The organism is Anaerosoma tenue, from assembly GCF_023161965.1.
Classification (GTDB): domain Bacteria; phylum Actinomycetota; class Coriobacteriia; order Anaerosomatales; family Anaerosomataceae; genus Anaerosoma; species Anaerosoma tenue.
Genome location: NZ_JALNTY010000002.1, coordinates 529,355 through 543,334, shown reverse-complemented (window position 1 = coordinate 543,334; position 13,980 = coordinate 529,355). Strand labels below are relative to the sequence as shown.

12 protein-coding genes are annotated in these 13,980 nt (G+C 66.6%); 1 reads left to right on the top strand and 11 read right to left on the bottom strand.

What is annotated here, in order from left to right; all coding sequences use genetic code 11:
- Positions 1-26: 26 nt before the first annotated feature.
- Entirely contained in the window at positions 27-689 is a 663-nt protein-coding gene (locus tag MSB02_RS07610; protein WP_267194626.1) for a TetR/AcrR family transcriptional regulator, read from the bottom strand.
- 134 nt (positions 690-823) lie between these two features.
- Here MSB02_RS07610 and MSB02_RS07605 point away from each other — a divergent pair, with 134 nt between their 5' ends.
- A complete protein-coding gene (locus tag MSB02_RS07605) occupies positions 824-1,198 on the top strand; it encodes a hypothetical protein (protein ID WP_267194625.1) in 375 nt (124 codons plus the stop codon).
- Between the two features lie 24 nt (positions 1,199-1,222).
- On the opposite strand, the gene MSB02_RS07600 is transcribed toward MSB02_RS07605, so the two are convergent.
- The 10 genes from MSB02_RS07600 to MSB02_RS07555 all read right to left on the bottom strand — a co-directional run bounded on the left by MSB02_RS07600 (position 1,223) and on the right by MSB02_RS07555 (position 13,939).
- Entirely contained in the window at positions 1,223-2,599 is a 1,377-nt protein-coding gene (locus tag MSB02_RS07600; protein WP_267194624.1) for a permease prefix domain 1-containing protein, read from the bottom strand.
- Positions 2,592-2,990, bottom strand: a complete 399-nt coding sequence (locus MSB02_RS07595) for a PadR family transcriptional regulator (protein WP_267194623.1) — start codon at positions 2,988-2,990, stop codon at positions 2,592-2,594. The genes MSB02_RS07600 and MSB02_RS07595 overlap by 8 nt, the downstream gene beginning before the upstream one ends.
- Positions 2,991-3,122: 132 nt before the next feature.
- Positions 3,123-4,100, bottom strand: a complete 978-nt coding sequence (locus MSB02_RS07590; protein ID WP_267194622.1) for a YeiH family protein — start codon at positions 4,098-4,100, stop codon at positions 3,123-3,125.
- A 169-nt stretch (positions 4,101-4,269) separates the two neighbouring features.
- Complete coding sequence (locus MSB02_RS07585; RefSeq protein ID WP_267194621.1) at positions 4,270-6,237, bottom strand: cell wall-binding repeat-containing protein; 1,968 nt, start codon at positions 6,235-6,237, stop codon at positions 4,270-4,272.
- A gap of 59 nt (positions 6,238-6,296) precedes the next feature.
- Complete coding sequence (locus tag MSB02_RS07580) at positions 6,297-7,397, bottom strand: WD40/YVTN/BNR-like repeat-containing protein (protein ID WP_267194620.1); 1,101 nt, start codon at positions 7,395-7,397, stop codon at positions 6,297-6,299.
- Positions 7,398-7,899: 502 nt separating this feature from the next.
- A complete protein-coding gene (locus MSB02_RS07575) occupies positions 7,900-8,205 on the bottom strand; it encodes a winged helix-turn-helix domain-containing protein (RefSeq protein WP_267194619.1) in 306 nt (101 codons plus the stop codon).
- A complete protein-coding gene (locus tag MSB02_RS07570) occupies positions 8,202-8,828 on the bottom strand; it encodes a hypothetical protein (RefSeq protein ID WP_267194618.1) in 627 nt (208 codons plus the stop codon). The genes MSB02_RS07575 and MSB02_RS07570 overlap by 4 nt, the downstream gene beginning before the upstream one ends.
- A gap of 161 nt (positions 8,829-8,989) precedes the next feature.
- The gene (locus tag MSB02_RS07565; RefSeq protein ID WP_267194617.1) at positions 8,990-10,969 is read right to left on the bottom strand and encodes a cell wall-binding repeat-containing protein; all 1,980 of its coding nucleotides are present in this window, start codon (positions 10,967-10,969) and stop codon (positions 8,990-8,992) included.
- 172 nt (positions 10,970-11,141) lie between these two features.
- Positions 11,142-12,299: a DUF1611 domain-containing protein gene (locus MSB02_RS07560; RefSeq protein ID WP_267194616.1), complete on the bottom strand. Its 1,158-nt coding sequence runs from the start codon at positions 12,297-12,299 to the stop codon at positions 11,142-11,144.
- A 281-nt stretch (positions 12,300-12,580) separates the two neighbouring features.
- Positions 12,581-13,939, bottom strand: a complete 1,359-nt coding sequence (locus tag MSB02_RS07555; protein ID WP_267194650.1) for a metallophosphoesterase family protein — start codon at positions 13,937-13,939, stop codon at positions 12,581-12,583.
- Positions 13,940-13,980: the final 41 nt, after the last annotated feature.

Genomic DNA, 13,980 nt, shown 5'->3' with positions numbered 1-13,980 from the left:
CTGCCCTCGGATGCCGTCAGCCCCGCTCAGGCGGGGTCGTCCTGCACAGGGGGCGGCTCCCCGCTCGCGGCGTACTCGCGCCATGCGTCCTCGTAGCGGGTATCAGCGAACACACCGTGGGTGAGCGCCTCGATCGAAGCGCAGGCGTAACGGGGCATCATCTCGGCCGCATCCGTCCCGGTGCCAAACACCTGCGCGACCTGCTCCTGGAGCAACAGGCCGCCGAACTGCCATCCGAGCAGGACGGCGGTGAGGTCGTGCAGGTTCTCGCTCGGCCTGATCACACCTTGCTCGACGCTCAGCTCCATCAAGCGCAGAGTCTCCTCGAACAGCGATCTGAACAGGCGGCCGGCACCGGGTGAGTTATCTCGCAGGCCTTGCAGGAAGTAGCGCATGAGATGCTGCTCACCCTGCACGCCCGCCATCGCGGCGAAGGGGTCCGTGGTCCCCGACTCCACGGCCTCGATGCGGGAGCGGCCGAACTCGGCCACCACATGCTCGTCGCACGCCTCCCGAAGGCCCGCCTTCGACCCGAAGTGGTGCAACACCAGACCCGGAGACACCCCTGCATCAGCGGCGATGTCCCGAACGGTCGCCTTGCCGAAGCCGACCTCCCCAAACCGCAGGATGGCCGCGTCACGTATGCGCGCGGCGGTGGTGCGGTCGTCTGTACGTTCTGCTGAACACATGTTCAATATACTAAACACGTGTTCAATACCGGTCAACGGTGAGCGCGCATGAGCAGTCGGGTACGAAGTCCCAACAGACGTGGCTGCGGGGCATCGGCTCAACGTCGGCCGATCCCCACGCCCGAAGGGGGTGTGTGGCTGTGGGGTTCTTCAACAAGAAGCGCCAGAAGGGTGATGCGCAGTCGATCCACGGGATGCTCGTGATGGTGGTGCACCCCGACACGACACTGCTGGAGCCGCCCGGCAACGTGAAGGAGTTCTGCGCCAACGTCGCGGGCGATGTGCTCCCGGGCGTGCCGATGGCCGCCGACGCGAAGACCGGGATCGTGACCGCGCCCTATTCGGGGAACCTGGATGAAGCCGTCGCCCGCGTGCGGCGCGACATCACCGGCGTGATGGATGACTTCGCGGCGCAACAGAGCCTCGATCTCGGCGCGTACGAGACGACCGTGCTCGACGACGACTTCACGCCCGAGATCAGACTCGTGACGATGTTCGCCCTTGCCTAGACGCCGCGCGGAACGCTCGCGACCTCAGAGGTACCCGAAGAGCGGCGGGAACGCGACCACCACGAGAGCCGCCCACAGCGCGTAGACCGGCATGTACCCGGTCTGCCATCGCTCGACCTCGGGGAATGTGCCCCGTTTGCCGAGGAAGCGGATGTAAAGCACCGCCGACCACGCGAGGTTCACGAGCAGGATCACGTTCATGCCCAGCGCCGCCACGCGGTTGGGCGTGAAACCGAACTCGGAGATGCGCGCACCGATCGCCTGGAGCGCCACCGCGTCTGCAGCAAGCGCGCTCACGATGAGCACCACCTGCACCACGTCGAAGACGCCGGGGCCAGACTGCGGGTCGCGCGCTGAGATCGAGTAGAGCAGCAGCGCGAGCACGAGCACCAGGAGCAGGTCGAAGGCGATCAGCACCTCCCGCTCGATGTTGATGCCGGCGCCCGTCCAGACCATCGTGCCGAGGAACGTCAGCAGCACGATCGCGAAGAGCGGCGTGAACAAACGCGTGAGTACCGGCGCCATGTTCTCGATCACGCTCTTCTTGGCCTCCACGAGCCACGACGCCACCAGTACCGCACCCGCAGCGCCGCAGGGCAGGATCCACGACTCGAAGAGCGGCTCGATGTCCACTCCGATGGCCTGGAAGATCAGCGCCGAGAACGCCATCAGCACACCGCCGCCGAGGGCGATCAGCACGTAGTAGATGAAGAGCTCCCCCGAGAACCGGACGAAGTCCATCCGTCCCGCTGTCTCGCGCCAACGGCTGCCCGCGTAGGCGGCGCCCACGACCGCGACCCACAGCGCGATGGGAAGGTGGAGCGCCGTAAGCGCCTCCGTGGAGCCTCCGGGCTCGAACGGGTAGACGTTGGCGAACACCGCGGCGCCCACGAACGCGATACCCAGCCAGCGCAGCATGGCCGAGCCGAGAAGCCCGCGCTTCCAGGCGAAGTAGCCGGTGAGCACGGGGAGGACGAAGAAGCTGAGATTGCGCGCGTAGAACGCGCCATCCTCCACGAAATCGAGCCCGAAGAGCGCCGGCAGCTTGATGAGCAGTGCTGCGAGCACCGCCAGCGCCACGGCGACGACGCCCTCCCTCCGGGCACTGGTCTCGGCCTCGCTGGTGTCCGCACCCGGCGTGACGAGCTGTTTCCACAAGCGCTCGGAGTGCTCGCGGGCGAACTCGGCGGAAAGCGTGTCCAGGTCGCCCATGCGTTTCACGGCCACAAGGAACGCCTCGTCAGCGTCGAGTCCCGCCTCTGTGAGCCCGTCGATCTGCTCTCGCAGGTGGTCCTCCAGCTCGGCAACGTCCGCGGAATGGATGGTCTGGTGCCCGAGCAGATAGGCCCGCCACTCGGCGATACGCTCCTCGAGACGCGCCTCGCGCTCATCGCTATGCATAGGTCACACTCCCTGTGAACGTGAGTAGAGACGGGATCGTACGGAGTGCAGCCACGGCGTCCGCGCGCGCGTCCCGGATCCCCCGCAGCGTGGCGTCGACCGCCTGCCACTGCCGCCACTGCTCGGCGAGATGCGTCCGGCCGTCGGCAGTGATCCGGTAGTACTTGCGGCGGCGGCCGGACTCGGCCACCTCCCAGCGCGACTCCACGAGGCCGAGGCGCAAGAGCCGGTGCAGCACCGGGTAGAGCATGCCGTCGGTCCACTCGAGGCGTCCGCCGGAGAGCTCCTTCACTCGCTGCAGGATCGCGTAGCCGTAGCTGTCGCCCTCGGCCAGTATGGCGAGGACGATCGGTGTGGAGGACGCTGCCACGAGGTCCTTGTTGATCTCCATGGACGCACCTTGCGCTCGGTGCCGCCGACGCGGCAGGACTATACCTCGCAGCATTATACATAGCGGTACAAGGTATGTCGAACAGGCAGACGCAGGCCCGCCCGAGGGGCTGGAGCCAGGCTGCGAAGGCGTCTACCCTACGTGCAGCACGCCGCCGAGCACGAGCGCCGCGGTCGTCACCGACACCGTCACCCATAGCGCGAGGCCGAGGAGCAGCGGTCGCACACCGACCGTACGAAGGGAATCCGGCGTGAGGGTCGCGCCCACCAGGAAGAGCGTGGGCATCATGAGCGTCTTTCCGAGCGACGCGAGACCGTCCCACAGCCCGGACTCCGGCACAAGCCAGGCCACCACCGACGCCGCTACGAATCCGATGAGGAACGGCTGGATCTTGGGCCCCTTCGCCGCGCCACCGTGGAGTCGCGCCAGAACGAACGCCACCGGCGCGATCCATAGCGCGCGGGTGAGCTTCACAACGGTGGCGATGCCCAGGGCCTCCGCCCCGTATGCCGATGCCGCCCCCACGACGCTGCTGGTGTCGTGGATCGCGATCGCCGCCCATACACCGAACTGTTGCTGGGTCATCCCCAGGAGGTGGCCCACCCACGGAAACACGAGAAGCGCCACGCCATTGAGCACAAAGACCACGGAGAGCGCCACAGCGGTGGATACGGGCGACGCTCCGATCGCGGGAGCCACGGCGGCGATGGCGCTGCCGCCGCAGATGGCGGTGCCCGACCCGATGAGCGTGCGCGCCTCGGCGTCCACGCGCAGCCACCGGCCGATCACCGCCGCCAGTACGAGCGTGCCGCCCACCGTGAGCAGGGTCATGCCGGCCGATGACAGCCCCACCCGGGCGACCGCGTCGATACGCATCCCGAAGCCGAGAAGCACCACCGACGCCTGCAGCAACCGCTTCGACCATCGCGCCGGCTGGAGCCGCTCGGGAGCGCCGATGAGGACTCCGGCGCCGAGACCGGCGAGCAGCGCGAGCGCGGGCGACGCTCCCGTCAGGGCGAGGGTCGCGGCTGCGGCCACCCAGAGAAGTGGATGGCCGGACAGTTGGGATATGCGTTCTTGATACGACACAAGGCCAAGTGTCTGCCGCACCGGCCGGGCAGTCCACACCGACCTGGGAATCGACGGTTTCCGGTTCGCGATGTGCCACATGAACCGACAGAACGCATCGTCACGGTACGTGCTGACAAATCGAAGGACCCGCCCTCGTGGTTCGGAAGACGGGCCCTTCGGGACTATCCACACGTTGCAGTGGACGAACCTACGGCGTCACGCCAGCCGCGGTGAGGACGGCGCTTCTCACACCCGGCACAACCGCATTCGCACCGCCGAAGAACGTGACGCTGTCGATCTCAGCCTTGTTCGCCGTAAGAGCCGCCGCAGGCGCCGAGCTGAGCGTGTCCGGTGCCGTGAGCAGCATGACGGAGTTCATCTTGCCCTGCGCGACACCTCCTGCCAGCGCATCCGGGAAGTTCATCCCGGTGGTGACACCCACCCGGTCCCAGTCATGACCTGCGTTGCTCACCGCGTACGTGGCGACCGCCACGGCGGTGGCGTACCGGTCGGCGCCCCACAAGCGGTGCACGGTACCGGACAGATCCGTATTCAGCTGCGTCTCCACGTTGGTCGAGACGACCGCCGTGCCACCGAGAACCGCAGCATCCGTCACATCGGCCATGGCTGCCTTCGTAGCAGCCGTGAGGCCGTTCACCGGATGCGCGAGGAACAGCGGCCAGTGCTGCCGGGCGGCGAGCGGCGCGGCAGCCAGAGCGTCGGGGAAGTCCGCGCCCGTTGCCACGAACGCCATACCGTCGTAGTCCTCGCCGAGTTCCGCGATCACCCGCAACGCCACGGCGTTGGCGGTCTCGTACCTGTCGTTCCCCTTGATGCGCTCTACGTTGTCTGAGCCGAGCTGCGTCTTGAGGGCGGTCTCCACCTCTGCCCCCACCGCCGAGGTGCCGCCGAGGATGATCGCGTTGGTCGCACCAAGGCGATCGATCTCCTGGGACACGACCGAGGGAACGACGCTGGTGCCCACAAGCAGCACGGGGCCGTCAAGCGCTCCCGCGAGCGCGGTGCCGCCGAGCGCATCGGGCCAGTTGGCGCCAGTGGCGATCACAACGGTCTCAGCGCCGATGGGGAACACCCGCTGCGACACGTCCACCGCCGTGGCGTAACGATCGTCGCCCTCAAGCGGCGTCACCGCAGGAAGCGGCCACCGGTAGGCCACCGTGTGGCCGCCAGCGCCAACACCCCACCCCGTGTTCGCGTCCACGAAGTACAGATCGCGCATGTAGCGCGTTCCGCCGCTGTGCTGGACCACCCACGTCTCGCCGCCGTCGTCGGTGGCGAGGATGAGCCCGCCGTTGCCCGACACCCAGCCGGTGCTCGCATCCACGAAGTGCACGTCGAGGAGCTCCGTGGTAACGCCGGAATCCTGGAAGACCCAGCTGTCCCCCCCGTCGGTGGTGTGCATGATGAGTCCATTGTCACCAACGACCCAGCCGGTATTGGCGTCAACGAAATACGGCGTCCAGTACAGCCGCCATGTCTCGTCCGGCCTGATGTCTTCCCAGGTGACACCACCGTCGGTCGAACGGATGAGGTTATCGTTGCCCGCGGCCCAGCCGGTGGTCGCATCGATGAAGAATATGGTCTGCAGGGTCTGGTTCGCGAGGCTCCCGTGGTTCGTCCACGTCTCGCCGCCATCGGTGGTTCGCAGGATCGGACTGTACTCGCCGGGAGGCGGAGGACCATACCCGCCGGGGATGCCCACAGCCCAACCGTTGTTCTCGTCAACGAACTGGACTCCCCACAGGTTCTTGGTCGTGCCCGAGGTCTGTGCGGCCCAGGTGGTCCCGCCGTCGGTGGACTTCAGGATGGTACCCCCGTCGCCCACGACCCACCCCGTGCTCTCGTCGAGGAAGAACACTCCGGAGAGCCACACCGAGGTACCCGGAGTCAGTGCGAGCCAACTCTCACCGCCGTTGGTGGTCTTGCGGAGCGTGCCGTTCGCGCCTGCCATCCAGCCGATGTTCTCGTCGATGAAGTACACGCTGTGAAGATCGGCGGTGTGTCCCGAGTCCTGCAGGGACCACCCTGCAGCTCTCACATCAAGGGAGTCGGGGTCTACAAACGCATGCGCGGCCGGGAGCCCCGTCAACATCAGCACCAGTGCTGCCGACAAGCACAGCGCCATCGTCCTTCTAAGTCTGGATCCAACCATCATCATCTCTCCTTATGGCGCGACACGAAGTCGGATGCTCTGACCCGCCTCGCCCCTGCCTTCTAACCATCCGTCCCTTCCGGGATCCCGTAATGGAGTACCACCCCATCGTCACCAACGACCCAGCCATGCCCGGCATCCAGGAAGTGCACGCCGTACAGGACCGGCGTTCCCGCACCGCCATCGCGCTCCTGGTTCCAGGTGGCGCCTCCGTCGGTCGTGGAAAGCACGATGCTCCCGGCGCCGACCGCCCATCCGCTCTGAGCGTCGATGAAGAAGACATCTTCGAGGGTGCGACGCCCGGCATCCTGTGCCGACCATGTCTGACCACCATCGGTCGTGGCCACCGCGCCGTCCTGACCTACGGCCCACCCGTTCTGCGCGTCCACGAAGAAGATCGCCTTCAGGAACTCCACGGTGGGATCCTGGCGCGTCCATGTCTCACCGCCATCAGTGGTGGCAACGATCACCCCGTCACGGTCCCAGCCAACAGCCCATCCTGTCTGCGCGTCCACGAAGTGGAGGTCGTACAGGTGGTTGGCCAGGCCCTCGACCCCGGACTCCTGCTGCTCCCAGGTAGCTCCCCCATCGGCGGTGGCCCAGATCTGGCCGGCCGAGGTCACGATCCAGCCATGGTCGGCATCGGCAAAGAAGACGTCGTTCGGCGAGCGCACCGCGCCGCTCGTCTGCTTCTCCCATGTCTGGCCGCCGTCAGTGGTCTTGACGATGTCGCTCTCCCCATCGCCTTGATGCGCGGCCCATCCGGTCTGCGAATCGATGAAGTGCACGGCGTTGAACGCGTAGTCGTCCTGCGTGTAGACCTCGGCCCAGGTCGTGCCGCCGTCAGTGGTGCCGAGGATGACGCCTCTGCCGTCTCCGCCCACCGCCCATCCCGTATCGGGGTCGACGAACGCGACGCCGTACAGCTTGTCGGTCACTCCCGAGACCTGCTCCTGCCACACGGGCTCCGCAGGCTCGGCAGGCTCCTCCGCCGGAGGCTCTACCACCACGTCAGTCTCGGGCTCCGGCTCCACAGGCTCCTCGGCGCTGCACCCGGCAAGCCCGGCAACGAGCACAGCCAGCAGCAGGACTACCGGCAGCCATGTTCTGCCGTGGGTGCAGGGGTGGTGCGATCGTGTGCTCGCTCTTGTGTCTGGAGCCATCCATTCCCACCTCACTTCTCAATCGGCTTCCTGGGCAAGGGCACGCAACAGCAGCGCTTGTGTGGCGCGTGTCTTGTGCGGGATCGAGTGTGCGGGCGCGCCGATGACGGACGACAGGCCGCCTCAAGAGGCGAAGCGATCGTCCCGGGCGTCAGGGGCTCGCGGGAGGCGGGACGCCCATGACCACGAACCTGATCCAGGCCCGTCCCAGATGCGTGTCGCGAAGCCGCACGTCCTGGGTGGTGGCCCTCCAGAGGCACAGGTCGCTCGCCGGCGACATCCGACGATGGCGGCATGACGTGCCCTGCAGCAGCGAGAGGGGCTTGTTCCCATCCGTGCTCGAGTGCGGGACGACAGCGCGCGATGAGGCCGGGTGCCGGTTCATGGACACGACGACTCACCCCCCGAGACGGCAACAGACAACATCCCACGTGCCGTCAGCCCTGGTCCCTCGACCATACCACAGCCGATCGACCACTCATGCGTACGACCTTCCCGGCCCTCACCCCGTGGCGTCCAGCAGCCTCTCCAGGTAGGCGCGGTAGGCGGTGAACGCTTCCCTGCCCTCCGGTGTCATCCTGGCGGTCGTACGAGGCGTCTTTCCCACGAACGTCTTCTCGATGGCGATGTAGCCCGCTTCCTCCAGACGGCTGAGCTGCACCGAGAGGTTCCCGCGCGTGAGTTCCGTCTCTCGCATGAGGTACGTGAAGTCGGCGCTCTCAGCGACGGAAAGCACCGACATGATCTTCAGCCGGGCGGGCTCGTGGATCACCCGGTCCGGATCGGCAGCGAACTCGAACGTGCTCATTCGGCCTCCCCGGGAAGGCCCGAGGTCGCACGCAGATACCGCCCGAGCGCGGTCAGGCCGGTGATCAGCGACGCCGCGCCCAGCGCCATCCATACCGCTCCCATGCCGGCGATGAAGCCGCACCCTTGCGCAAGGCCCCATGCCGCGGCGGCAGCCACAGCCGCGGCGGAAAGGTAGAAGCGCGGCATCCCCATCCGCCCGGCACGGACCGCGAGGGAAACCGAAACGGCCACGCCAAGGCCAAGGAGCATGTACGTGCCGAGCGTGCCATCGAACGTGGGGTCGCCGAGAGTGATGGCGCTCGCCGCGAAGACAACGCCGAGCACTCCCGCCACGACCGCACTCGTCGCACGGCGCTTGCCTGAAGGCTGTGGATAGCTCACGTAGCCGGTGCGCTGATGTGTGAGACCGTCCTTCGCCCAGCGTACGGCCTTGGCGCTCAATGGGAAGCCGAGGATCATCACGAACAGTGCCATAGTGGCGAGGCCCTGGTTGTCGGCCACGACCGAGAGGTACAGCAACACTCCCACGGCAGCAAGCGCGACGCCGCCGATCATCTCGGCCAAACCGTCTACGAACCAGTATGCCTGCGTGCGACGCTGCGTCTTGGTGATCTCGTTCATGTGGCACGCCTCCTTGTCTGCTCGGCAAGGAGTTTATACCACAAACTTGTTTCTTTCAACACCGCTGCTTGCGGGAAACCTGGCGCGCACGACGCTCCCCGGAGGCGCCCGCGCGGCATCCCCGAGCTCTACGAAGACTCCCTGTGTGCGTAGCTGGCGGCCTACGGCATCAGACCGGACAGCGTGCTGCGCACCCCCTCGGAGACCACATCGGAGCCGCCGAAGACGTCGGCCCGTCCGATCTCCCACGCATGATCCTCGAGTACGGCTTTCACCGGCGGTGACAGCACGTCGGGGCGCGTGAGCACGAGCGGGCTCCCGTAGGAGCCGAGGGCCGCGCCGCCGCCGAGGGCATCGGGGAAGTTCAGGCCTGTGGCAACCCCTATGGTGTCGAGATCGAGCCAGTTCATCGAGATAGCGTTCCCCAGCACCCTTGCCGAGGTGTCGTACCGGTCCACGCCGGCGATCCGGGTAGCCGGACTGTTCGCTCCGAGGTGTAGCGTCGTCCATTGCTCGATCGCGAGCTCGACGTCGCCATCCACCACATCGGTGCCCCCGATGATGAAGGCCTCCCAGATCGGGAGACGCTCGAAGACGTCGTCACTGGCGGCCGGCAACGGCGCATGCGTCTTCACGAGGATGATCGGCGAGTACGTGGCGGCCGCCACTGGCGCCACCGACAACGCGTCGGCGAACGAATCACCGCGCGCAACGAACGCCATGTTGCTGAATGGCCGGCCGTCGGCGAGCAGCGCATCGTAGAGCGCGTCGGCGACCTTGGCGGCGGTAGCGTAGCGATCGGGACCCTGCAGCTGGCGGTTGACGGTGAGCCCCTCGGCCTCCAGTTGTGCTTTCACCGCCGAGGAGACCGCAGAGTCGCCGCCGATGATCCATACGTTGGTGGCGCCGAGGCGTTCGATCTCGTTCATCACCGCCGCGGGCACCGACGTCCGCTGCGTCAGCAGGACGGGCGCCTTGAGGAACCGCGCCCAGGGGGCAGCTGCCAGCGCGTCCGGGAAGTCCTCGCCCGTACAGAGCACCACGTTGTCGGCGCCGGCGAGGAAGTACCGCTTGCTCACGGCCGCGGCGGTGTCGTAGCGATTCGCACCGGCCGTGCGATCCACCAGCGGCTCGGACGACCGCGTCATGATGATGTCGCCGTTGTAACTGTCGCGCTCGAACGCCACACGGTTACCGAACGCGCTGGGGTTGGTCTCTACGTTCGTGGGAAGCCCCAGTATCGTGCTCCACACGCCGTTGAGCGTGAAGCCGATGTTGTCGTTGGGGATGATCTCGTACGCATACATCTCATGGAACAGGTCGGCGTCCCGCCCGCCGGATGTCAGAGGCCCGGCATCTCCGTCGTGGATCAACATCACGCCTACGTTGTCGAGCGCGGCCCCATACGTGTAGGTCATCCGGCCGTTGTGTAGCCGGACGTCGGCGATATCTCCCGCGTTGAGATGCGTTCCGAATGCCTCGGGCGCGGCATCGGACCAGAGGGTCCACTTGTAGAACGTGAAGTTGCCGGCGGTCTGTTCGCGCGCATACACAACGGTGTCACCGTCGATGTCCCAGGAGCCTTCGTAAGGACTCACGGATCCGGGTACCTGCTGGTTCATGTACTGCGGCCAGTCGACGCAGTAGTACTTCAGGTAGTCCAAGCCTGCATCGTGCCACAGGATGTATCGGCCCGAGATACGCGGGAGCGTCTGTGCCGCGGTCTCGTTCGTGACCGCGCGCCAGTTGTACCAACTCGTGTTGTACATGTAGATATTCAGGTGTGCGTTGAGTGTGCTCTGGTAGACCACCGTGTCCATCGAGACATCGGGATTGGTGTCATCCACGTCGTTGTCGCCGGCACGATCGCTCGCCTCCTGGACCGCGCCCGTCTCGATGTCGTAGACCTTGATGTCTGTGTCGAGGGGAGCCACCCCGATCCCGGGCGTGTACTCGTACACGATGAGGCGCCCATCCATCTCCGGGGCGGCCTGAGTTGGTGGCATGAGGTAAGGACCGCTCTCCCCGGCGATCACGGTCTCGGAGAACGTTGGCGCCGCGAAGGCAGGCGCCGAAGCGAACGAGATGCTGGCTACCAGACACACGGCCAGGACGATCCGGACAGGGCGAGATACGCTCATGATGCACCCCCGCGCTCCGGCCATCCCGTTGCGGCCGCTTGATACTCAGTACCCATTGCCACGCATCAGCAACACTCGCTCTTGTCCGGAGAGCGTGAAGCCGGCTCGGCGACGTACGGCCTTAGCTGGATGCGGACCAGCGATGACAGGGGGCGCTCGTGGAGCGCGAGGGCTACGCGCCGAGCACGCGCGGCTCCTGACCCTCGCCCCGCTCCTCTCTCTCCAGCTCGCCGATCTCCGGGAACGCCCGGGTCACCATCTCCACGAGATCGTCGACCGGGCGCGTCAGGGCATCAGTGGCCGGGATGCCGAGTTCCAGCTCGTACATCAGGATGGCCGCCGTGACGTCGGCATCGGTCATCCCCTCGTGATTGATGGTGAGGCCGATCACCTGCGTATCGGCGAACGTCTCGATCAGGTTGATCTCGACGGCCGGCGACGGAACGGGCAGGCCCCCGAAGTCGCAACGGATCTTGCGAGCGGGCGCGTGCTGCAGGATGACGGCCTGCGGTTGGCTGCCGCGAAGGATGAACCCCGACGACAGGTACGCAGGATGGCCGAGCGCGCTCTGTCCTTCGATGATGATCACGTCGGGGCGCTCCGCTGAAAACGCACTGACGACCGCGCCCTCCACCTCGCCCGCGCAGAACTGGCTCGGCATCGCGTCCAGGGCGACGCCGTATCGTGCACCCTGGATGAGCCCCGTCTGGCCGGTCGCGATCATCACAGCGTGGATCCCGCGCTCGTTCAGCGCGCGTGTGAGCAGCGTTGCCGTCGTCCGCTTGCCGATGGCGCAGTCCGTTCCCAGGATTGCGATGCGCGGGCACGTGACCGCAGCGATGCTGCCGTCGAAGAGCCGGAGGTCTCTCTTGGCGGGGGGTCGCCGCACGTCCCTGATCGCCACCTGGTGTTCCGCCTGGGCTGCAATGAACACCGGGTCGTCGCCGAGGAACTCGTGCAGTCCGCTGACGATGTCCATCCCCCGGCTCATCGCCTCCAGCACGACGCCACGCTCATGCACGGAGAGCAGGCCGCTTGCAGGCGCGATACCGAAGATGAACACGTCGGGAGTGCACTCCGCAACGGCAACCGCCTCGGCGAGGTCTCGGCGGATGGTGATGCCGTTGTTCCCCTCGCCGAGCACTTCGCCAGCATCGAGACCGGCCTTCTCACTGTCTATGACCGAGACGATCCTGTACTTGTCCGACTGGCGGACCAGGCCGTTGGCCGTCTTGCCATCGATCCCGCCGAAGTTCGCTTCGCAGTAGACGATGGCCGTCGGGACGTGCGCGCTGACACGAACCGGCCTCAGCCGCTTGGTGGGTGACATCGGGTCTCCTGAAGATGACGGAGAACCGATCGACCCGGCACTGAGCAGCTGCCGTATCGCACGGACTCCGGACTGCGGCTGCCGGTCTGAAGGGACTCCAGCAGGTTCATCGCGACGGATCCGCGGGCGCTGATGCCGATGGCGCGCTGTGCCCCAGCCGAGGTAGGACACGCGCGATCTCGAGGTCGAGAGTGTCCCCACTGTACCACGCCGACACGGACGGGCCGGCCGTGCAGCAGGCACCGTTCGTCGGAACGGACGCCGGCGCGCCGCGTTCAGCCTTATTCCGTGAGCGGCAGCACCACGTCGTTGTCGGCCGGCTCGGGATCGGCCCACAATCCGTCGGCCACATAGCGCTGCTGCGACCAGATGAACCGGCCCCATAGGTTCAGCTTGCTGTTGTCGATAGCGGGCTTAGCCGAGAGGTCCTCGTCCCCCTCGTAGTGCGCCACGAACGCCGGCGCCACGTGGTCGGCGATGTAGCGCGACTGGTCCTCGGCGACGTTGTAGCCGCGCGAGACGTCATACGCTTCCGACGCGATCGTGGCGAGCACGAAGGCGCGCGCCTCCTCGCCGAAATCGGTGCCGGGCTTCAGCCGGTCCACGATCGTCTCGGAACGTACCGCGAGCTCATCTCCGGACAGTTCGCAGTAGCGGATCGGGCACGGAGCCGTTGCCAGCGAGCCGGTCTCGATGTCGTAGAGGAAGCCGCTGTCTCCGTAGTCGGCGAGCGCGATGTCCTGCGCGTGGTAGTGACCGGTGAAGACCACGCGCACGCCGTACGACGCGAGCAGCTCCCCCACCCACGGGTAGTCTTCCACCAGGTACTCGGGGTGGAGCTTGGCCTGGCCGTCCCAGTGCTCGACGACGCCATGGTGCATCATGCCGATCACCGTCGCTCCCTCGGCCCGGGCGTCCTGTAGGACCTCCTCGATCCAGTCGACCTGCGCCTGGGTGAACGCTCCGCCCGTGACCTCTTCCCCGCCGGGCTCGTTCTCGTCCGAGCGGGTCGAGTCGAGCGCCAGGATCCACAGCCCGTCGACCGGCTCGGCCACGTAGCTGAGCGAGGTCTCGTCACGCATCAGCGCTTCTCCGTAGCCGAAGTCGCGGTATACCTCGGCGAACTCCTCCTGCGAGACAGCGGGCACCGGGATCTTCTCGGCGCCGCTGAACTCGAACGCCTCCGGGTTGTTGGCGTCGTGGTTGCCGGGTACCACGTAGACCTCCACGCCCGCTTCGACCAGGCGCGCGAGGGCCGCGGAGACGGCGTCGTGGTTGACGACCTCGCCGTCCTTGGTGAGGTCCCCAGGCACCAGGACGAAGTCGGCCCCTGACGCGAGCACGTCATCGATAGCGAGATCGAGCAGGTCGGCGGTTTCTTGCAGCAACTTACGATCCGAGCCGAGGACCTCCTCGAACGCCTCCCCGCTCGTGCCGAGCGAGGTGTCGTAGTAGTGAAGGTCGCTCATCACGGCGAAGCTGACCTCGGGGTACGTGGTGCTCTCCACCGCCGGCTCGGCCATGGCGTACTCCAGATTCGGCAGGCTCTCGAGGTAGCCCGTGACCGCCAGGTAGGCCACGCTGAGCGTCACCAGGACCGCCAGGGCGCCGAGTATCAGGGTGCGGGTGCTCGACTTCATGCTCACGATGCCTCCGGGATGTCTGCGTGCCGCTCGATGGG